Origin of the sequence: Lysinibacillus sp. Bpr_S20, assembly GCF_023337835.1 — a bacterium.
In the GTDB taxonomy this organism is placed as follows: Bacteria; Bacillota; Bacilli; order Bacillales_A; family Planococcaceae; genus Lysinibacillus.
In genome coordinates this window covers 452,100-473,923 of record NZ_JALNLQ010000003.1, presented here as the reverse complement: position 1 = coordinate 473,923, position 21,824 = coordinate 452,100, and the positions used below count along the sequence as shown (strand labels likewise).

The 21,824-nt window shown below is 28.2% G+C and carries 27 protein-coding genes; 7 read left to right on the top strand and 20 right to left on the bottom strand.

The window, feature by feature from the left end; translation table 11 throughout:
- Window positions 1-29: 29 nt before the first annotated feature.
- The 9 genes from MWJ95_RS10405 to MWJ95_RS10365 form a co-directional block, all read right to left on the bottom strand.
- A complete protein-coding gene (locus tag MWJ95_RS10405; RefSeq protein ID WP_249073896.1) occupies window positions 30-1,034 on the bottom strand; it encodes a hypothetical protein in 1,005 nt (334 codons plus the stop codon).
- Window positions 1,035-1,354: 320 nt separating this feature from the next.
- Window positions 1,355-2,539, bottom strand: coding sequence for a metallophosphoesterase (locus MWJ95_RS10400; RefSeq protein WP_249105451.1), 1,185 nt, complete (start codon window positions 2,537-2,539; stop codon window positions 1,355-1,357).
- A gap of 12 nt (window positions 2,540-2,551) precedes the next feature.
- On the bottom strand, window positions 2,552-2,761 hold the full coding sequence (locus tag MWJ95_RS10395; protein WP_249105449.1) for a YonK family protein: 210 nt from the start codon (window positions 2,759-2,761) through the stop codon (window positions 2,552-2,554).
- 202 nt (window positions 2,762-2,963) lie between these two features.
- Window positions 2,964-3,311 (bottom strand): HU family DNA-binding protein, encoded by a 348-nt coding sequence (locus tag MWJ95_RS10390; protein WP_249105447.1) that lies wholly within the window; start codon window positions 3,309-3,311, stop codon window positions 2,964-2,966.
- 58 nt (window positions 3,312-3,369) lie between these two features.
- Window positions 3,370-3,699 (bottom strand): HU family DNA-binding protein, encoded by a 330-nt coding sequence (locus MWJ95_RS10385; RefSeq protein WP_249105445.1) that lies wholly within the window; start codon window positions 3,697-3,699, stop codon window positions 3,370-3,372.
- An 84-nt stretch (window positions 3,700-3,783) separates the two neighbouring features.
- Window positions 3,784-4,620, bottom strand: coding sequence for a hypothetical protein (locus tag MWJ95_RS10380; protein WP_249105443.1), 837 nt, complete (start codon window positions 4,618-4,620; stop codon window positions 3,784-3,786).
- Entirely contained in the window at window positions 4,610-7,201 is a 2,592-nt protein-coding gene (locus MWJ95_RS10375) for a hypothetical protein (protein WP_249105442.1), read from the bottom strand. Before MWJ95_RS10375 ends, MWJ95_RS10380 begins: the two co-directional genes overlap by 11 nt.
- Window positions 7,194-8,636, bottom strand: a complete 1,443-nt coding sequence (locus MWJ95_RS10370) for a competence protein CoiA family protein (RefSeq protein WP_249105440.1) — start codon at window positions 8,634-8,636, stop codon at window positions 7,194-7,196. The genes MWJ95_RS10375 and MWJ95_RS10370 overlap by 8 nt, the downstream gene beginning before the upstream one ends.
- Window positions 8,637-8,844: 208 nt before the next feature.
- Entirely contained in the window at window positions 8,845-9,078 is a 234-nt protein-coding gene (locus MWJ95_RS10365) for a hypothetical protein (protein ID WP_249105438.1), read from the bottom strand.
- 385 nt (window positions 9,079-9,463) lie between these two features.
- Here MWJ95_RS10365 and MWJ95_RS10360 point away from each other — a divergent pair, with 385 nt between their 5' ends.
- Entirely contained in the window at window positions 9,464-9,664 is a 201-nt protein-coding gene (locus MWJ95_RS10360; RefSeq protein WP_249105436.1) for a hypothetical protein, read from the top strand.
- A 1,611-nt stretch (window positions 9,665-11,275) separates the two neighbouring features.
- On the opposite strand, the gene MWJ95_RS10355 is transcribed toward MWJ95_RS10360, so the two are convergent.
- The 11 genes from MWJ95_RS10355 to MWJ95_RS10305 form a co-directional block, all read right to left on the bottom strand.
- Entirely contained in the window at window positions 11,276-12,220 is a 945-nt protein-coding gene (locus MWJ95_RS10355) for a hypothetical protein (RefSeq protein WP_249105434.1), read from the bottom strand.
- Window positions 12,221-12,422: 202 nt separating this feature from the next.
- Window positions 12,423-12,758, bottom strand: coding sequence for a hypothetical protein (locus tag MWJ95_RS10350; RefSeq protein ID WP_249105432.1), 336 nt, complete (start codon window positions 12,756-12,758; stop codon window positions 12,423-12,425).
- Window positions 12,759-13,433: 675 nt separating this feature from the next.
- Window positions 13,434-13,760 (bottom strand): hypothetical protein, encoded by a 327-nt coding sequence (locus tag MWJ95_RS10345; RefSeq protein ID WP_249105431.1) that lies wholly within the window; start codon window positions 13,758-13,760, stop codon window positions 13,434-13,436.
- Window positions 13,761-13,766: 6 nt separating this feature from the next.
- Window positions 13,767-14,003 (bottom strand): hypothetical protein, encoded by a 237-nt coding sequence (locus tag MWJ95_RS10340; protein ID WP_249105429.1) that lies wholly within the window; start codon window positions 14,001-14,003, stop codon window positions 13,767-13,769.
- A 102-nt stretch (window positions 14,004-14,105) separates the two neighbouring features.
- Window positions 14,106-14,396, bottom strand: coding sequence for a hypothetical protein (locus tag MWJ95_RS10335; protein ID WP_249105427.1), 291 nt, complete (start codon window positions 14,394-14,396; stop codon window positions 14,106-14,108).
- Window positions 14,397-14,585: 189 nt separating this feature from the next.
- The gene (locus MWJ95_RS10330) at window positions 14,586-14,729 is read right to left on the bottom strand and encodes a hypothetical protein (protein WP_249105425.1); all 144 of its coding nucleotides are present in this window, start codon (window positions 14,727-14,729) and stop codon (window positions 14,586-14,588) included.
- Between the two features lie 77 nt (window positions 14,730-14,806).
- Entirely contained in the window at window positions 14,807-14,986 is a 180-nt protein-coding gene (locus tag MWJ95_RS10325) for a hypothetical protein (protein ID WP_249105423.1), read from the bottom strand.
- Complete coding sequence (locus tag MWJ95_RS10320; RefSeq protein WP_249105421.1) at window positions 14,983-15,351, bottom strand: hypothetical protein; 369 nt, start codon at window positions 15,349-15,351, stop codon at window positions 14,983-14,985. The genes MWJ95_RS10325 and MWJ95_RS10320 overlap by 4 nt, the downstream gene beginning before the upstream one ends.
- A gap of 107 nt (window positions 15,352-15,458) precedes the next feature.
- Window positions 15,459-15,671, bottom strand: coding sequence for a hypothetical protein (locus MWJ95_RS10315; RefSeq protein ID WP_249105419.1), 213 nt, complete (start codon window positions 15,669-15,671; stop codon window positions 15,459-15,461).
- A gap of 70 nt (window positions 15,672-15,741) precedes the next feature.
- On the bottom strand, window positions 15,742-16,242 hold the full coding sequence (locus MWJ95_RS10310) for a hypothetical protein (protein WP_249105417.1): 501 nt from the start codon (window positions 16,240-16,242) through the stop codon (window positions 15,742-15,744).
- A 205-nt stretch (window positions 16,243-16,447) separates the two neighbouring features.
- Window positions 16,448-16,903, bottom strand: coding sequence for a hypothetical protein (locus MWJ95_RS10305; protein WP_249105415.1), 456 nt, complete (start codon window positions 16,901-16,903; stop codon window positions 16,448-16,450).
- A 1,150-nt stretch (window positions 16,904-18,053) separates the two neighbouring features.
- Between MWJ95_RS10305 and MWJ95_RS10300 the strand changes: the two genes are divergently transcribed.
- The 6 genes from MWJ95_RS10300 to MWJ95_RS10275 all read left to right on the top strand — a co-directional run bounded on the left by MWJ95_RS10300 (window position 18,054) and on the right by MWJ95_RS10275 (window position 21,768).
- Window positions 18,054-18,383, top strand: coding sequence for a hypothetical protein (locus MWJ95_RS10300; protein WP_249105413.1), 330 nt, complete (start codon window positions 18,054-18,056; stop codon window positions 18,381-18,383).
- A gap of 487 nt (window positions 18,384-18,870) precedes the next feature.
- Complete coding sequence (locus MWJ95_RS10295) at window positions 18,871-19,920, top strand: DUF262 domain-containing protein (RefSeq protein ID WP_249105411.1); 1,050 nt, start codon at window positions 18,871-18,873, stop codon at window positions 19,918-19,920.
- A 184-nt stretch (window positions 19,921-20,104) separates the two neighbouring features.
- Entirely contained in the window at window positions 20,105-20,464 is a 360-nt protein-coding gene (locus tag MWJ95_RS10290) for a hypothetical protein (RefSeq protein WP_249105409.1), read from the top strand.
- Between the two features lie 62 nt (window positions 20,465-20,526).
- A complete protein-coding gene (locus MWJ95_RS10285) occupies window positions 20,527-20,823 on the top strand; it encodes a hypothetical protein (RefSeq protein ID WP_249105408.1) in 297 nt (98 codons plus the stop codon).
- Window positions 20,824-20,912: 89 nt separating this feature from the next.
- On the top strand, window positions 20,913-21,182 hold the full coding sequence (locus MWJ95_RS10280) for a hypothetical protein (RefSeq protein ID WP_249105406.1): 270 nt from the start codon (window positions 20,913-20,915) through the stop codon (window positions 21,180-21,182).
- A gap of 298 nt (window positions 21,183-21,480) precedes the next feature.
- On the top strand, window positions 21,481-21,768 hold the full coding sequence (locus tag MWJ95_RS10275; protein ID WP_249105404.1) for a hypothetical protein: 288 nt from the start codon (window positions 21,481-21,483) through the stop codon (window positions 21,766-21,768).
- Window positions 21,769-21,824: the final 56 nt, after the last annotated feature.

Below are 21,824 nucleotides of genomic sequence, written 5' to 3'. Positions count from 1 at the left end.
ATTTCTATAAATAAAAAAAGAGACACCGTTTATACGACATCTCCAAATTCGCCATTTATGTAGTTGTTCTTAAATTCTTTAAATTGATCATATGTATTATTCTTATTACCATATATTGCATGAAATTTATTATGCAAACTTTTACAAATAACTAACCCTAAACCATATTTATTATGTAGTTCTAAACAAGTATTAGTTAATTTTGATAAGTCGTCATCACTATAATCATCTAAGTTTTCATGGACTTTAAGATTCAAACAATTTAAAGCTTCATGTACAATCTTATGAAAATTATAAGGATGATGAACTACTAAATTTTCTTCTGAATTAGTAAGGAGACATCTATAATTTGCGTTATCTAAACTATCTTTTCTCCATTTACCTAATTTACCTCTAAGATAATTATAGATATTAGTTACTCCGCCTTGCCAATTATAATAGTTTTCTCCACTTATCTTTTCATAGCGACAAGCCTTACATCCACTTTGGAAATTCTTAACTATATTGTAAGAAGTGATCTGTATTCCAAGACATTCATGCTTATTACAAATAAATTCTATTGGGTCAGCATAGCGCACATATTCACTTAACATAGTATAATTCAATTTATTAAATGCCGATAAAACTTCAAAAGAGTCTGTTCTATTTTTATCAGAAACACTTTCTCTAAAACTGTATAGTTGTGAATTATGATTGACTCCATGAACTAATTTCATATACTCACTAGTCTTTCTTCCTTTACATGAGTTGCAAGAATCTTTTTTGATTGTGCTATTCTCATTTTGTGATATGTATTTAAAATAAGGTTTATGTAATATTCCTCCACAGTAATCGCATTGTACATTTACTTTCATATGCGATCCTTTAGGTACGTGTTTAATATCTACAATAATTTTAGAACCTTTGCGTACAGTTAAATCTGTTTTACTTCTTTTTGTGCTTCTTCTCCATCTAGGTATTTCATAGCCTAAATCCTCGTAATAAGAGATGTTTGAGCTATTTAATGTTACTTCCACAAAATCGCTTATTAACAAATACATCATTCCTTTATGTATTTTCATTCCTAAAAAATAAAAGAGTAGGGTAGTGTAAGGAATGTGTACACTTATATTCAGGTAGCTACTCCTAAATATTCCTACTCAATAAGCATCTCTGCTTTATTGCACACCTAAATAAGCGGTAAACCTATATAGATGTGTTAAAAGGAGAGATTTCTATAAATATCTACTTAAAATCTAAGTGTAATTATGTATTAATTTAAATAAAATAACCGTTTTAATAAATTTTTTAATTGCTGCACATATAGAAAAGCAGCGATTTTGACTTCAAATATTAAATTTTTTATATGTATCACCTAATTGAATTCAATAAAGAAAGTGCCTTTGCGACCTTTTTCTGTAATCCAAAGTAGCTTTTGATGCGCTTTACCAGTCATTCGTCCATCCTTAGCATAATCATCAACGCCTCCGAAAGAACCATTAACGATTAGGTCTACGCCATGTACTTCATTTTCAAAGTTTTTATGTATATGTCCTGCGAAAATAGCTTTTGGTTTCTTATCTAGCATTAATGAAAGGTTATTTATAACAGTATTTACACTATCTAAATGACCGTGAACTCCATAGTATTTGTTTCCTAAGATTTCAGCTACAATAATTTCACTATCGATATCATTTTTATGGAAAATAACATTTTCAAACTTCTCTAATCTCATTTCCATGTACCACATAATAAAACTATGAAATGACTCTGTACGAACTTCTTCTTCTTTGCGAGATGCTACACGATCATGATTACCTTTGACATTATAGTAATGAACTGTTTCAAAATTATTAGCTAAAACTGATATTAATTCACTTAATGCTTCGGCAACTTTTTGAGTGGAAGTAATTGCATTTTCAGTTTCACTAAGTTTAGTTAATCTGTGAATGCAACCACTAATAACATCTCCAAGTTCAAATACATGAATTTCTTTTACATTTAATAACTCTTTGTATTCAAGAACTTCGCTTCTTACCTGATTAAGACGTTCGTAAAAAATTTCATCATTATACTTATTCCAATGATTATCTGTTACCATTCCTTTATGTAGGTCACTCAGCAAAAGAGTTAATGCTCCATTTGAAGTAGGTGAGGGGAGAGGTTTGATCCATTCTAAAGGTTTAGTAGTATTCATATCATCTTTAATGTCATCCAACAACTTACGTAATAAATTTTCTAAGCGTGCCTCATGAGTCATGTATTTACGTATTTCTCTACGTTCATCAGATAATTGAACTTTAAGTTTGAACAATTCTTTTTCTAATTGTTTCATTTCATCTAATTGTTCATTAGTCATACCATCTTTAAATTTCTTTTCAAAATACTCTTTGATTTCTAAAAAGAAGATTGAACCTTTACGCAGAGTGTCACGGTGTATGTTGAGGTTTAATGCTTCTACGATATCTTGCCAATCATCATTAATAACACCAGTTAATTTTTCTTCAATTAATCTATATTTCCAATCTAAAATACTTTCATTTTGGAGTTTATTTAACATTTGATCCACTCCTTACTCTTCAATTGGTTCTAAATCTTGTTCTTCTTTAACAGTAAATGAAGCATTTTTACCGTCAAACTCACTTAATTTATCAGTAATATTAAATTTTTCTTCAATAGTTGCTTTTGTAACAGGATCTTTTTTAGATTCTGTAATGAAAATTTGACCGTCTTCTACGCTTACTAATCCTTTATAACTTACTTGTCCTGAGTATTTAGCCATAATTATATTCTCCTCGTTTCTCCAAATATGCTTATAAACAAAAATAATCCTATCTGTAAAATTCTAATGAACTAAGTGTCCTGTTTTTACAGATAGGATTATTTAATTAAAATTTAATTAATAGAGAAGAGTAGGGGAGAACCCTACCACTAACTCCATTTTGTATTTAAAACGTCTGTATTAATTTGCTATGTATTAAAAATTAATTATTAAGTTGTTTCTTTAATTCACCAAGAGGTTTTAATCCTAATGCACGTTTTTCAGCAATATCAATCTCTGCTTGTTTTTTAGCTTCTACTTCAGGTACGCCTTTTTCTTTTAATTCCTTAAGAAGTTTAGGGTTATACCCTTTACGTGCTGATCGAGTTTTATTTTCTATTTTACCGAAGTTGAAGATATCGATATCATCACCTGCAATAAGTCGTTCACGAATAACTTCAAACACAGTCTCTACTGCAGCTTTAGACTCTTTTGTATCTAATTCGATACCTTTCACTTCTAATGCTTCCTTTGTTAATTTGCCTAGTTCTGTTACGTTTACTTTTGTCATAATTTAATTTCTCCTAATCTCTACTTAAATTTGTTTATGTATTTATTATTTTTAAAATTCAACGCTTAACTGTATCGTTAAATGTTTTACCTGCTTTAAATTTAGGAACCCTCTTAGCTTCTACTACGACCTCATCTTTACCGAAATTATTATACTTGCGTTGATTTCTAATTACAGATTTAAAACTTCCGAAACCTTGCAACATCAACTCATCATGTTCGTCTGTTAATTTAATTATAGTAGATAGTATTGCTTCTATAATAAAGTCAGTGTCATCTAATCCAATTCCTTTTTGGTTTGATTTGCTTATTGAATCTATAAATTTTTGATTAGTATTAAGTACATTTTTTAATTCACGTTTCAAATCATCCCTTTTCGCATTATTCATTATTATCATCCTTTTTTATACTTATAAAATTCATGTTGACAATCTTTCAACTTGTATCCACTGTGATAAATAAGTTCTAAACCCTTAACATTTTAAACTTCTTTTCTTTTTCATACTTTTCTTTGCGTATTCTCTATTTTTTACTTTTTCGTTAATCGACGTACAATAATGACAATATACTTGTCTATTACTGTTTGGTAAAAACAGCATATCGCACATCTTACATTCTTTTTCATATGTGAAATTTATATACTTTTTATAATTCTTCATATAACCAGTTAAACTCTTGCAGAAATATTTTATAATATAATTATCTTCGTGCCACGCATCAAGTATAACGTTTAATTCCCATCCATTTTCCTGTTCATATTCAAATGGTGACTTGTAGTTGTTAAATATTCTAAATATGTATCCGTTTATAATTTTCTTATAATCATTAAAAGATAGTTCTATTTTCTTTTCAACATCTCTTAATCGTAGCTCTTCAGTCTTTCTTTCTAATTTAAACAATTGATTTTTTACTTCATCTACGTCAACCTTTTCTCCGTTTTTGATACGTTCAATTGTTTTGAAGTATAATTTTTTAGGTTGTATTTTAGAATTGAAATACTCTTTGGATAAATATACTTCTTTATTAACAAGGTACATATACATATTATTTACATGTATCCTTATCATATCAATGGAATTAGGTTTATCGTTGTAATAACTAATAGCATGTTTAATTTTGATTTTCTGATAAGGTTCAAAGATTTTAATTAGTTCATCATCATTATTAAGAAGTTCTGGTTGTAACTTGAACGCATAGGTTTTCCTATACGTTCTGCAACCATAGTTACTACTCCATAATAATCTAATAAATTCATCTAACGCTTCATCTTCGTTAAATTCTTGATAGTCCTCCAACAATTCATTTAGCATCAACTTCAACTCCTGCAAATTTATAATACCTTCCTAAAAATTCTTTCCCATCAACATCATTTTCGTCACACTCTACAATTTTCAATTCCTGTTGAGTAGGGGAGTTGTTTTTTAAGTTATTAATCATTTCATTACCGAATAAATACCAACATAGGGATTTATCGATTCCCATTGAACGATACGCTGTTTTAATACAGTAATTAATAAACTCATCTGTAGACAATGATTGTGTCTCATTTCTTAATGCATTTAACTTATTACCATAATCAATATACAGCTCGTTAATATTGTCTTCATTACATTCACGTAGTTTCTCTGTGAAATCAGTATAGATGGATGATATTTTACGTATTATTTTTTTATCATTCAATTCCAATGAATTATCCGTTAACAACTTCTGACTATTTTTAACTGAATTATTCATCTTCAACTTTTTTCTTTCCCACTGACAAATATATTCGCATAATTCGTTCAGTGGGGTAGGGGAGTTAAATGAATCAGTTTTTATTTTATCATCATTCTCTAATGATTTATTTATTTCCTTGATTTTCTTATATCGTTTCATTTTATTAGGATAGTTGTATAGTAAGAAGTGAGGTAGTTTATCCTTGTACTTACTTAGATTCTTTGTCATATGCCATCTGAAACCTGTCTTTAAAAAGTCTATTTCCTTTCCTTGATAAAGCCTTAGCATGGCAATATTGTCTTCATTTATCTTTTTCCATTTAGGATTTTCTGTATAGTGATTTAAAATAGATGTAGCAATATTTGTTATTTCTCCAATTCGGTTATCTCTGCTGTTAAGTTCATATTTGATGATGTTTTCTGTATCGTATGTTTCAGGGTCAGCGCCTTTTTTATCTTCCATATCTACTACTATTGGGAGTTTAATCTTAGATTTAATAACTATGTCGTTATCAGTTAACAGAATAGTGTCTCCGTCCATATCCATTCCGCCTTGTTGTTGCATAGTTAAATCGTACATATTTATCATTACAACATCATGATCTTGAAAATGTGAGAACCACTTGTTTATAAATTCATTTTCAATTAAATCAACAATATTTACTTCAGAGGCATCTACTAATGGACTTCGCATAGATGCAACTTTACCTAATGGTAGTGTCTTTGCTAAAAATTGTTCCTTTTTTAAACAACCTTTCACAGTTTTATTAGCGCAAAACTCTAAATAACCTATAATATCTCCAACAACCGTATGATAGTAACCTTTGACATATATTTTTCCATACTTCATCATAGTAATTGTCTTATCAATCCTACGCTTCAGCATTTTCTTTACGCTAATATCGTCCAACATTGCGTCATTTATTAATATAGCCTTTTCATAATTGCTTGTGATTTCATCTAGATTACCTGTATTATGTATTCCTAAAAACTTTAAAGCGTATAATTTATCACCATTCACAATGTTTTCAATTAGGTTTGTTGAGTATTTAGCTAAGTTTATGATTTTACCATGATTCGACTCATCTAAGATATCATAATCAAAATCATGTTTTTTATATTTATCTACATATTTAGAATTCAATAAATCTAAGCATTGTAGATATTGAAAGTTCATACGTGAATACAACTTTAATTCGTCTTTGTAATGGTTGTACTTGCTTACACCTAACTTATAGCCGTATTTATTGACGCTTTCTATGTATTTAATCCAACCGTTATCACCATATTCTTTTTTGAAGTACGAATATCCTTTCCACATAGTTATATTCCATAGGCAATCTATATCATCTACATTATGTACTTTACCAAAAACATCAGTGATTTTATCCACTTTTAATTCATTTTTAAGGTAGTCTTTGAAATTAAACTCGATAGTTACACCTTTCATAAATGGCATTCTTATTTGGAATAAAATTGATTCGCATTTTTCAGAAACAGTATTCCTTAGTAGTGTAGATATTTCTTTAGTATGTAAACCGAACCCATCAAAAGGGGAGATATTTATATCAGTAGTATCTTCTATAATGACTCTATTCTTATAGTTTTTACTTTCACCTGTATTTTTGTCTACTTGCTCAAATTCCTTTACTTCAGCACATCGAATTTTCTGGTTAGGTATTAATTTTTCATACTCATCTACAATGACAATGTTAGGTAAGTCTTCATTTACGATATGGCACGAGCTAAATATAAGCGATCTGTAACTTTCGTATTTAGAGATTACACACTTTTCAATTTCTAATCCCAACTTACTACGTTCGGTTAATTCTCTATAAAACTCTTCTTGTATAAATGTTGTAATACCATCCTTACCTTGAGATGGACTTTTACCGTATCTTATGTATTTTTTATCATTACAAGTGAATCCATCTCTCAATAATTTGATTAACTTATCTTCTCTGTCTTTATTTCTTTTTGCTTCTATGAAGATGAATTCGTTGATTTCTTCATCATTATGTCCACGAACAATATTTAGCTGTTGGAATAGGAGAGATTCAGGTAATTTAATTCTATATTTTTTCTTCGATTCATTATCAATAGATAGTTTATAGTCAGATTTAATTATATCTTGTATTTTAATTTTTAATAAAGAGTACATTTTAATTTTACCCATTTAATCTCTCCTTTTTACGTTTTTGACGACAAGATTTACAACGCTTAGGTATCTCCAATCGATTGGCAACATAAAAGAAATATTCTTTCGAAGAAATGTTGAACAAGTTATTACAAGATTTACATTCTCTTTCTCTTGAACCCTTAAATGATTTATCAAGTAATTCACTTTTAAATCTATCTCTATCAGTAAAAATTTCTCTATTAGTGTATATTTCATCATAGCTATAATATTTGAAATAAAACAGCTCATCCAATCTATTAAATAAGTGCTTTACTGTAATTGCGAAGCCTTTTCTATCGAAGTCTAATTTAAATGACACTTCTCTGTAATCTCCATTTAAATCTTCGATAGACTGTTTTAGTACGCTTTCTATTTCCTTATATGCCATTCTGTTATGTATATTACTTAGCCTTTCTTCAATATCTATTTCATCATACCTATAGAGTTTAAAATCTAATTTATACAACACATTGTTATTGTTACGATAAGTAATATAAAATTTATTAATAGAAAGCTCTACAGATTCAACAATATATTCCACGTTTTTATTTTTTAATAACTGATTTAAGAAATCTACATTTAAAAATTCGTCTTCTATGAATTTAACTTTTTTCCTTTTTTCTTTAAACAACTTTTCATACATTTTATCAGTGAATCCCTTTATTATCTTATTACTTTTTCGTTGTTTTAAAGCTTGTTTAATTATTGAAAATTCTTTAGGATTCATTATTTCTAAAAATAAATACATCTCATCTAAGTTTATTTTCTCATCATTTTCATACTTGCAAATCTCTTCCCAAAACCAATCTAACTTCTTTACCAATTCAATATCATACTTACCAGTCACCATCATTTCTTCTTTCAATTTACCGATAGTGTTGTAATAACCACCATCACGCTTATTGAAATTAAAGCATTTACCTTTAAAATATAGTGCTTTAAACTCCTTGGCTTCATTTTGACCAGTTAAAGTAGGGGTATCCACTTCAACTATAATCTTGTCCAACTCAATCCAACGATCAATGTAATCTTGTACTCTCTTTTTATTTTTATGAGCCATTTCAAATACAATTTCATTACCGCATTCAGTTTCTACAACAATATCTGGACGATATACTCCTGAATCCAAATTAAAGGTAGCTTCAGTTTTAAAATCCTTGCATGTAAAGGTGTGTTTTTCATCTGAAGTAATTGTAAATGTATCACTATGCTCAATAAATCCATGTTTCATCCAAAAGTGTATGAATGATTCTCCTGTACATTTATTTCTATCAATATGCGCAAAGTGGGGAGTAACTTGTTTTGACTCTAATGCTTTTGGAATTACTTCACTATTACAAATAGGGCAGGTATATGTGTCTTCATTATTTGAATTTAAAATAGTTGTAATCTCACCATAATTGTCTCTTGCAAACCATAAATTTACGTTCATTATACAGTTTCCCCTTATTTAATTATATTTTATGTATTTATTATAATAATTTTAAAACTCGACTTCTTACCATTTATATATGCATTTTTAATTAATTCCAATTGATTTAACAAGTCTTTATTATTTTCTAATAATAAGTACCACATCATTCATATTAACACTGTATTAATTAGCAGCAATTCCATTTCATACTTCATATGTATTCTTATTAAAACTTCTCATTATGTAATTTAAACATGTTACGCTTAATCATCTTCAAAGCACTTTTTTTAACTTTCCTATACTGCTTAATATCCTGATAAGCTTCTAATTCATAATCCTCCATCATATCCATACTGATCATTTCTTCCAAGTAGTATATGATCTCGCTGTTGTTAAAGTTGACCTCCTTAGTCTTATTCATTTCGAATACCTCTTCATTAATTGTTTCATAGCTTTTCAATAACATCATTCTCCTTTTTATGTATTTTATTAAATTATATCATTATTAAACACAAAGTCAATATAATTATGTATTTTGTTATTTAATTTGTGTTCTGCTTATATAATAATGCGAAACTATTAAATCATCTAGTGAGATTTAAAAATAAATTTAAATAAAGATATAAAACTTAATTATTTTCAATTAATTGGTAAGAAGTTTTGTCGAAACTTGTTGAAAAATAAAGAAATATCATTTCATTCATATTTGAATTGTTGTATTATTGACTATAGTGAATGATATGTCAGAAGTAAAATTATAACAATCACTAACTTTATACTTGTAATTTATAGGAAAGTTTCCAATAATTATAATATATAATAAGGAAGGGGAATGAATTATTAAAATGAATAATGTAAAGAGAGTACATATAAAGAAAGATGAATCTGTCGAGTCTGCATTACTTTTAGTGATCAGTAAGTTATCTATTTCACAACCAGAGGAATCCTTAAAGCTATTAGCAATGTGTGCAAAGGATGACGTACCTAAAATGAGCGTTTTAAATTACGCATTAGATATTGTGGAGAGGAATAATTATCTAAGTTAGATTGAGTTTAAAATACATATCAATATTTTACTAAAAATAATAAATTTGTATTATAAGTTAGTTAGTAGGAATACATATGTTTGATAAATAGTTAAATAATTTGACTCGAAAAGACGATTTCTAATGAAAGTATCATTACTCGTAACTAGATCTCATTTTAATAGAAGAAATGTAGATTATATAAGGGAAATGAGGCTTAATAGTCGTTGATTTTCGAGTTATTTTTATATTCATGTAAAAGAGCAAAAATAGCTGCATATCCAATGTATATAAGGAATTTGAGTAATTAATGTAACGCAGGTATAGAATAGTCGTCTACAGTTAGTCGTTAATATTCAATGTTTATGCGTATTTTAGAGGTGAAAATAGGGTGATTATTGGTTGAAAAGTGTGATTTGTTACTAATTTACTATACGTTAATATTCAGTGATAGTAAGGATATTTGATGAAATTTACGATTACAATTACGAGTAATGGAAAAGTGGTAGAATAGGTAAGTAGTACTAATTTTAGGTATATCGGATTATTGATAGAGAAGGTGAGAGGAGAGTGATGAAAATATGAAAACGTAAAAATTATCATGGTGTGGAAATAGATGTGGTAGCCATGATAATTGATCACTCCATAAAACTCAAGATGTAAACATACCCCCATATCCAAGCTATAAGGGCATATAATGTATATTATTTTACCTATATCTTACAATAAATACCATCTATAACTACCACTCTCACACCTAAAACATCCTAGCAGTTCATAATAAAATACGAACATATGCTCCTATAATCATAAAAGTATAACTATATTATACAAAATTGAATATTAGCTTTTTTAAATCATCAAAATTTAGAATGTGTTGTTATATTCGTAGTATAACAGGACGCGCTGAGTCGAGGTATTCTTTATAAGTATTTTACCAATTGTGGATATGTTAATAAGTTGTGTATAACTCTGTTGATAATTATTAATTCGATTACATATCATTATACTCAAGTCTTTACTCTGGGTACAATTACATTATCATCACTCTAACTATATCTATAACTGTTAGCAGCATATACAAAATAATAAATATCTAATAATCTAATCACCAGAATTAAATAATCACATTCCATCCAAAATAAAAAAGTAGCAAGTATATTTCAACTCACTACTTAATCTAATGTACTTTTAATTTGTTGACAGTTTAATATGCTATGTATATATATAAGAGGATTTTAAACTGTCAAACTTTCAATATATAAAATATAAAATTCACTAAATATAAAATGTTGTCCGTTTAAAATCATTTAATGCTTTATCTATGGTATTAACGTGACAATGAAATAATAATGAATCATATCTAATTCAATAATCTATACTATGCATTACTCTCTACATTATCCTTCTTATCTCTACTTAGTCATACATACTATACAACTTAATAATAAATGATAGTCACATAAGCTAACTTGTTAGCGTTGTGGACAAACGACTGCTTGCAGTTGTGCGTCAGGCTCTTAATCTCTTTATTTCTTACACAATTAAACTAACTTATGAAAAGTTATACATGTATTTTCAATTATATATTTTTATTAAATAGGAATTATATGTACAACTTTTGTTATGTATTTAACTATTAGTATTAAAGAACACCTTAACACTTTCTAACTGTTTCGCACTGTTACCAGCATACACTACATCTGGATTAACAACTATGTTTCTTTTTCTTCTATCATTTATATCTGTGTAATAGTTGAATACTTTCTTATCGTTTATTGTAAGTTTATTAAGCATTGTTGTTAGCTTGTTATAACTTTTATAACCTAACTCATTAGCTAATATCTTAGTGTCCATTGCTCTCACCATATAAGGATCATTCTCGTGAGGATTATAACTAATCACATTATGATATAAATTAATATAAGGCAGTGTCATGTATATAGTTGATAGATGAGTAATCTCACGACTACTAGCATTTTGAAATAGGTCTCTTACTGTCTTCTTAAACAACCTTGTATAGTTAATACTTTTACTTTCTATATCCTTTACAGTTCCTCTAAGGAAGTATTCTTTACTCATTAACAATTCATTATATTGACTTACTGTAACTACATTGGAATCAATTAGTCTGTTTAAGTATTCTGTTGCTCGTTGCTTTGTTAATCTCACTAATGCAGGAAATGTATCTGTGGTTATTACTGTACCATCACCTTTTTGTAAACGTCCAGTATGATAGTGAGTAAAGGTTGCAATGTACATTAGTCTTGCAATATCTTGCTTTGAAAGTAGTGGAAGTCTATCTAATATACTTGAATTACTCTTAAATAGAGCAAAGACAAATCCACCATTACCTTCACAATGTATCTCTATAGCATTCTTATTTTCTTTTGTGTAGAGTGGATTGATATTCTTGAATGTCTTCTTAATAGGAGTTAACCATTCATGTTGAAACCTGTCTCCAATGTATTCTCCTGTTTCATTATCATAAGCTTTACCATTTACAATTGAATGATTCATACTTAATCTAATTACTTCTTCTCTTTCTTTTCTTGTTAAATTGTTAATATTCTTCATAAATTTTGTACTCCTAACTTATTTAAATTATGTATTTAATATAATAGAACTTAAATTGTAAAAAGTGCTACGATAACCTTATGATCATTGGATATTACACCTGTTTTAGCATATACGAGTTGGGACATGAAATATGTATTTTTTATACGAATAGGGACAAGACTTTTATTTATGTTGCTCAAGGGTACATATCTCCACTTAATCACTTTTGGCTATTCCTGCTATTATAAACCTTCATAACCTTATCTAATCTTTCGTTACCATATGTACTTTCTACAATGCAATAAAACTTATTTCTTTTCTTAGCATACTTGAATCCTAACTCTTCTAATATCTTACCTTCTGTATACTTACTATAGCGTCCATCTGATCCATTAATCCATATCCAGTTATTACTTTTACTTACCTTGAATCCTTGGCTTATACACTTATCAATAATCTCATCTATGTTTATATCTATCATCCTTTTCAATTTTAATTTATAAGTGGAGTATGGAAGCGGTACAACTATAACTGTATCGGCTCTAATCATATTCAAATAAATATCAATCCTTTCTTATGTATTTATTATAATAATACTGCAACTAACTCATAACTGACAGTAACGGCAAAAAGAGAGCAGCTAATTTATATTTAAGCTGCTCAAGATATTATAAGTTTCAATTTTAACTTTCCTTAGATTTAAAATAGTGTATGGAATTATATACAAACATGATAACAATAAGAATGTATATAACTAAAAATAGGTAATCAAAGCTGCCGTTTAAGCCTGCACTAAATATTCTAAACATGGCGATTGATGATAATAAGAATACAACTACATTTAAAATGTAAACAAATGAATTTGATCGTTTTCTTTTCATAATCGACATGGACTATGATATTATAGGAAAGAAGAAGGGGTGTTAACCCCGACTTCCTTATTTCGAACCATTCTTCTTGCGCTTCGTCGGCTGTTGAGAAGTTTGGTTCTTTTTTAGGTTCTTAAGTTGCACTTGCTTGATTTGTTGGTCAAGCTTATCAACTTTTCTTTTCTGTCTGTTAGTTCTCATTGTAGATATTGAGTTAAGCGACAGCCAAGCGAAACCTCCTATAAGAATGATTCTTTCATAGTCCATGTTTTTTCAACTCCTTTCCTTTGGGTTAATTCAATTATACCATTTTATACATAAATTACAATACTATTTATGTATTTTCTTATTTAATTTGAGCACTAAATATATTTACTCAATGTGTAGACTCTATCGTTTTTAAACTTAACTTTGTATTCATTATCTGACTTTCTAATCACTTCAATTACTTTTCCATTTATTATTTCGATTCCACGCAAAGCTTCTTTTATTTCATCATTATATACCGTTATAAAATGCATTGAACCTCCATGAAGCGGATCACATTTCCACTTTTCGAATTCTAGTTTAAAAGTCCGTAGTGGGGAAGTGGTATCTGGTTTTGTATTCGAATTACTTATAGCTTTAAAAAACTTACTTACACGTTCATTAATACTAAAGTGTCCATGATGTTTTTTACGTGTAGTCATAGCTATTTACACCAATATAAATTGCAGCAGATCAATTGTATGCTCAGTCTTTTCTTTAGCTGTTACAAGGCATTGTGTAACGTTGTAAGTCTCTTTATATACATTAGCAATTGTTTTATGCTCATCTGGTGAAAGAGTATCGAAGAAGTATTTGTTAATGAATAGACAATCCAACATTTCATTATCATGCATTAACATTAAACAAGCTGTTTCATTTACAATTTTTACAGTAATACCATTCATGGTTTATCGTCCTTTTCATTTTGTATTTTATTATGTAATTCTTAGATAAAAAGCATATTTTATGAAAGTATGTGAGGAATAAATTATCCTCACACGTTTTAATTAATCAATACCATTTATAATTTTGAATCGAGAGCTGTCTCCATGAACATTCATATAATTAATCATTTTTTCAGCTTCTTCGTCTTCATCAAAATCATTCATATTAATTAATACTGAGTGATTACCGTATGCTCCGTATATAATCATAGCAACATCAGCAATTTCTTGATATTTAATGAAGAAGTAAACAGAACCATCTTCATTGATATTTGAAACGGCAATTGTTTTGTCTTCTGTGTCTTCGCCAATTAAATATTCAACTAGGTAATTTTTAAATTCTTGTACATTCATTTTTTAAATCCTCCCAAAGTTTAGTATGTAGTCCAATTCTAACTTAAAACCTAATCTAAATAAATAACTGTAACTAATTTACTTACTTAGATTAACCTTTAAGCAGTCAACTTATTGACTCGTTACTATTTCCTTGTCTTTATAATATCACAAATAAATATATGTTGTAAAGTGATATTATGTATTTTATTAATTAATTATTGTTATTAAAAATAAAGCAACTGATACTACATTTACAGTAACACCGAACTTATAATAAGAAGCTTTATCTTCTTTCGAGTCATCATCCATCCATAAAAAATCATCTACTGCAGACTTAATTTTACTAATCATTATGATTCCTCCTATGTAGTTAGTGAGTAGGGGAGTACTCACAGTTTATTTTAAAAAACAGTTGGTTAATTAAATAACTAATAACCGTCAATTGTAGCGTGTGCAATATAGTTATCTAACCAGGAAACAAAGCTAAAGTCAGTTTCACCATTATTACATTCATCTTTATATATCTGGATTGCTGATTGATAATCCTTAAAGTTAGGTTCAAGCATATTAGAAGTCATTACACTTACAAATTGATCATACATACTCATTCTTCAACCATCTCCAATCCAGTTAATTCCCATAAAGAATCATCTGCAAATGTACCGATAAACTTTTTACCATGATGAAGAGCAGCAGTATCAATTTTAAAATTTTCATCTATCTTATAATCATTCAATCCAACATAAATTACATTTTCAAATTCTGCATTAGGATCTAAGAAGAAGTGACCTTCTTTATTACTGTACATATAAAATAATTCAGTTTGGTTGTCTTTTAAGTTGTTTGATTGCACCTGTGAGCATTTATTTGAAGCATTACTTACTTCTTTAGCTGAAACATCTGTATTTGTAGTTGTGCCAGTGAAAAGTGTAAAAACTGCAGCGATTGAAAGTAGAATGTTTTTGATTTTCATAATTAATTACCATCCTTTTTTATTTTATTATTTTAAATTAGAGAATGGGAAGAGGAGTTTCTTCCCATAAGTTGGACATTATTTACTTTTTAAATCATAAGTTCTTCTTATTCGTTCTCAGCACCATAAATATTCATTAATTGAACAGTTCTATTATGAATAGCCTGTTTTCTTTCGTCATTTTTTACCAAAAAATCTTTATCCATTTTGGAAGGTGGCGCAGGTATTGAATTATCAAAGAAACAATCAGGATGAACATAAAAATCGTTTATTTTTACATCCGTATACGAAGTAGATTTACTACAAATAATACATTTCATTTTTGGTATCCTCTCCTTGTATTAATATTATCATACTATCTAAATAATATATTTACTTTTTATTCATAATCTAAGAAGCTGTTTCAAAAGGGTTGTTATTGTAGTTATCTAAAGTATACAAGAAGTCTTTCCCATACATTTTAATGATATTTTCATTCATAGATAGATCATTACTATATTCTTTATTTTTCATTAAAATTTTATCTAATTGAACAAAATCAATCTTAAAAACTCCTTGAGTAGCAAATATAAAATTATCTATAGGAATTTCTTTAATTTTTAAAGTAACAATTATTTCACGTTCTTTTGAGTAAGATTTATTTTTAGTAGGTAAGCTTTTAAGATTTGTATTTGCAATCATATTATCAACATGTTCTTTATCTGTCTCCATCTTTTCAATTACTTCATTAATTAACGATTTTAGCTTCTTACCTGATTTAATTTTTAATCCAGTAGGTAGGTGATAGATGTTGTATTCACCAAAATTTTTAGTGTAAATTAATTCATTATTTATTTGAATACCGAAATCTTTGACTTTATAGGTTGCAAAGTTGATATAAAATTCTTCCATTCTTTTCACTCCTTAAATAATATAGTATTTTCACTTAAGATCTGACTAATAAAGAGATGCACCATTGCGATCTATTTTATATAATTTAGTACCTACGCAATAAATATAAGCACGTTTATTTTCACAGTATTTAATGTACTTTCCAAACTCTTTAATATATAAGATAGCCACAATGGTACATCTCCTTAGTTTTTATTAATTTTATTTAAGCTGCAGCACTAATTTTTCGTTCTGCAGTTGATACGATGCATTTAATATTGTTGATTGTAAGATTCCAGTTACGAGCTAAAAGTTTGTTTCGCTTGTCAGTTAGCTTGTCATTAAGTTGCACCATTGTATCGGACAGTAATTGTTTAACATTACTTAGCTGCAGCGTAGCTTGCTTATAGTCTTCTTTAGCTGTAGTTATTGCATTGGAAGCTAGTTCTTTGAAATATGTAACAAGTTGTACTGTGGTTGTATTTTCGATTTCTAAATCTTTATTTTGTTCTTTTGCCTCTAATTTAGTGTAATGATCCGTTAACATTGTAAGTATTTCATCTTTTCGCATTTTGCGCTTTTCCTCACGGTTATACCACGCTAAACCTTCTTTGTTTGCTTTAGCTTGTAACTCCTTAGCTGTCATATTAGATAGAGCATTGATCTTGTTTTGTAGTTTCATTTATATTTTCTCCTTTAAATTATGTATTTTATTAATTAAACGTTAAGTTGTTTCGTTTTCTTATCTGTCATTATATTACCACGAATAAATTATAAACGTCAATAGATTTTATGTATTTTATTAATTAATTTTTATTGTTTCATTTGAAACGTTGATATTACTGGATCGGTGGAGTGTTTAGATAACAAATTTAGAGTTTCTTCCTATTATATAATAAAAAACCGATCTGTAATATATGATGAATAGGAACGTATGTTCTGGTATCTGCAGAATCGCTATTTAGTACGGTGAAACTTTTTCAGGGATTCTACGTTTCATCAAATTTCAATTTAAAAATTGCTTATAAGTAACAGCCGAATGAAAATATCGCCACCGACTTTTTGAGAATACTGAATCGAAAAAATCACTATAAGTAACAGGACTTCGATCTTATTGCTGGGACTTTTATGATTAGTTGATTGTGATGGATGGTTGTTGAAATGGAGTATGAGGTGCTTTATAAATCATCTTCTACTTGCTGCAAATATTAACGTCAAGCAAGTTATGAGAAGTGTATAGATGTAATTGAACTATTCATTTAGATCGCTCACTTTATATATCTAATGTGTAAATCTATTGGACAATGCTCTGCAAAAACAGAAAGGGTTGTTGTACTGAACCTAAAAGGCTTTATTTGGCAAGACAATAAAAAGAGGAGAGGATAATAATTAATTGATCTATATAACCGTTATCAATAAATCCTCGATAAATAAATACAATCTAACACCAACAGCAGCACAAAATAGAAAATAAAGTTAAAATTTTCTAGATTATTTTTAAAAAACACTTGTATCTTACTTATAAGATATATATAATTTACTTATAGCTTACTTGTAAGATATATTACTAAAAAGAATGAAAGACGTTGATATTAGAAGGTTTTGCAAGCTTCTATATGGATTGGTTGGAATGAAGTTGAGAGTGCTAGGTTATACTAATTAATAAAATAAATAAAATTACATTTTATCCATTAATTAGTTATATATTTAATTCAGAATATGAAAAATAATCCAATTTCATGGTTATGCAAGTTAAGTTGGTGTGATATAATGAAATTAAAAAACATAAAATAACAAAATAAATAAAATACATAATAAAAGGGGAAATTAAAATGATGAACCAGTTAAAATTAGTTGCAAATAATTCAGTGGGGTACAATCCAGAAATAAGCTACAATAAATATGAAGTATATAACACTTTGTTGCATATGGATGGAGAAGTAAGAGAAGAGTGCATTAACAATATAAATGAAGAATATGGTTTTGAATTAGTCGATAAATATGATTTAGCTCGATATGAAATTTCAGTAAATAATTCAGATGTAGAACTGGAACTACCTAACTTATTTACGCCAAATTTCACTAAAGATGAAACTGATTACTACAAAGATCAAATGAAAGAGCTGCAAAAGGGATACATGAAGTTATTAGCTAATCAATAAAAGTAACATAATAATATGTATATATAGTCTTATTTTTTAATACTTAAATAAATATATACATAACGTATTTTGGTGATTGGTATTTGATATCGTAAATAATACAAACAACGCTCTAAGATTACGCTAGCTATGCCAAAAGCTGTTTTACTGTATATGTTTATGTAATATCTCAATATTATTTAAATTAAGTGGATATAAGAGGTAATAACGAATATATTTTCGACATATAAAATATGAAGAAACTGTAATTCTATGAATAAAAATCAGAAAATATAGAATTCTGAAAACAAAAATTGAAATGCACAGAATTTTATAAAACGAAAAATCAAAACTATAGAATTAAAAAATCAAAATCGTAGAATTTTACATTTCAAAATTTGAAACCTGTAGAATTTCCTAATACGAAAATAGAGATAATTAGAAGTATTGATTTATTAATTGTGTGATTTTGAAAATTAAATCTAACAGAATTTAAGGAGTGAAGGAAATGATAAAAGCAAGTATGCCAATGTCAGTTAGTAAATTCGATAAACTTATTGAAAGTGAAAGATTATTCTTTGATTTTCCAATTCAACGGAAAGATGATCAATGGAATTTAAAACAGAAGTCCTTACTAGTTCATTCGTTAATAGCTGATTATCCAATTCCTCAAGTCTACACAATTGCTGAAGTTGAGACTAAAGATAATAAAACAGCAAATTCCTATAATGTTATCGATGGAAAGCAGCGCATAACAAATCTAATCTCATATTTTAAAGGTGATTATTCACTTCATCCTGATACACCTTCAGTCAATATAAATGGTACTTACTTTAATATAGGTAAAATGAAATTTGAAGAGTTACCAGAACCAGTACAAATAGAATTTCAAACTAAAACATTAAATATGTATTATTTAAGTGACATTACAGAGACTGAGAAACTTGATCTTTTTTATAGGTTAAACAATGGTGTTAGTTTAAGCGTACATCAGAAGAATAAATCTGTTATGGGTATAAATGCATCAATTAAATTAAATAAACTTTCTGAGCATTCATTTATGATTAAGAATGCATACTTCACACCAACACAATTGCGAAAAGGTGAAGATCAAGCAGTGTTGCTGCAGACCCTTATGTTATTTGATGAAGGATATGAGTTGAAGTCCTTTGCTAGTGATGAGCTAACAAAGTATTCTGAGAGACTGTATGAAGAAGTGAATGAAGGTATTTTTGATTCAGTAGAAATAGCTATGACCCTTTTACATGAAGCTTATGGTAATGAAGCAGACAAATTCTTATTGAGAAAAATTAACCTACCAACATTAATATATGCAATGAAACATTTTGAAGCTCAAGGCTATGACAAGCAGCATCTTATTGATTGGTTGACGTTGTTCTCTAATACTATACAAGGTGTTTCTAATGAGATTCCAACTAATTATAAAGAGTTTGCGAGTTCATGGGGAATTAAGAAGGTAAACGTAGAAGGACGCTTAGAATCGATCACAAAACATTTAGATGAATTCTATAGCCAAAAGGTAAAAATTGAAGTGTAAATAAAATTAAATAACAAAATACACAAAATGTATTGACTGTTATCATTGAAATATGGTAATCTTGTGGTAAGAAAAATGGTGTCTTCAACTAACTAGAAATGATTATTAAAGTTTGTAGTTGGAAGTTGTATACCATTTCAGCATCAAGTAAAATTTAATTAGGTAGGATAAGGAGGATTTACAGATGATCGTATTAGAAGGAAACCAAAACAAATCAAGCGTGTTAGTTGATTATGTAAAGCAATTAAGTGAAAAAGTGAACGCAAATAAAATAAGTGTCATTGATTATGTAGGCAATCAAAACATATATGGTGGAAGAGTCAATTATTGTTCTAAAGGTGAAGATATGATATTAAAGGAGTTTTCAAAAGATTTCAGGAAGTGGCACGAATCATTTCAAAACTCGAATTATTTAATTTTAGAATTAGACGCACCGAAAGAGATGTTAAATGAAATTAAGTTAATCGAACAAGATTTTAACAAACAGATTGTAGTTACAATTCAAAATAATGATTTAGAAAAAGTTGATGTATATGAGTATTAGAAAGTTATGATTCATTAAAAGTATAATATTATTGAAGTAGAAAAAATGAAAGAGTGATTTATATGAAATTAGACGAAATCGGTAAAGAGATATCATTAGTAAGCATAAGAGCTAAAGCTAGAGCAATAACTGATCCAAATGCTAATGTAGAGGCTCACGAGTATGAAATTGCTAAAATTTTCTCATTCTCACCAGAAAGCCGAGAAGACGATGATTTTTCTATAAGCTTAATTACTAGAGTTTATGATCGTATTAAAACTAAAGAAACAGATGTAAATGTAGTAAAAGAAGTTGAAGAATGGGCAAATAAAAAAGGATATAATCTTCATGAGTTAATTAAAGAACTAAACAGTAAATAGCCAATATAAACAATGGAAACAATTAACAAATAGTATTCATTGATTATAATATCAGCATTTTATAAAACAAAAGAATGGAGCAATTAAAAATGACGAATAAAGTACCTATGGACACACAATACCTACTATATAAAGCTCAAGAACATTTGACAGATTATTATCAACAAGTATATGAAGACTTTGGTAAGCTTAAAGATGTTGCAAAAGTACGTGATGAAAATGGTTTCTACAATTATGTAAATGAAGATTTTGAAAAAGTAATGAAAGATTTAGAGGAAGTTAAAAGCATGGTTCATAGAGTGATGGAAAGTAAAGAGCTAAATAACCTCATTCGTGAATATTTAGAAAGTGATGATTAAATAATAGAAGTCTTTTATTAGGATGTGGTGCAATTTTGAAAAAAATATTAAGCTATTTAGGAGTTGTCATTGGTCTTATTATTACAGTTGTTATTTCTGGATTCATCATTTATGATTCTTGGTTTTTTGTAAAATCTATTTGGAATTTATTTTTTTAATGGTTGGTAGTACAGTGATCATAAGGAGTGATAGTGCAAACAAGTACTGTTACAATAATGGTCAGTGTACTATTTCCTCCAAGTATTGATATTAATAAAATGAAGTTATTATTGAATAACATAAGAAGGTGTATTTAGAAATGGAGTACTCAGAAGACAAGATTTATAAAATAGCATCGGATTATTATAAAAATAAAGGATTAACTAATCAAGAATTTAGTAATCGATTACGTGCAATCAATATGTTGGTTATTAAGGAACTGCCAATGAGTGAGGCTATTTATTGGTTGTCCAAGTATGAAAACGATTATTTTGAGGATGCTGAAACAAGGAATAAATTGAAAGCTAGGTATAGGGCACAATTAAACGCCATTTTGAAGAAATTAGGACTAAAAAGTACCAAGGATGGTTTAATACTTATTGAATAAGTGTGATTGTTACATATGAAGTACGTTGGTAAAAGTAAAATAATATAGAACTATTA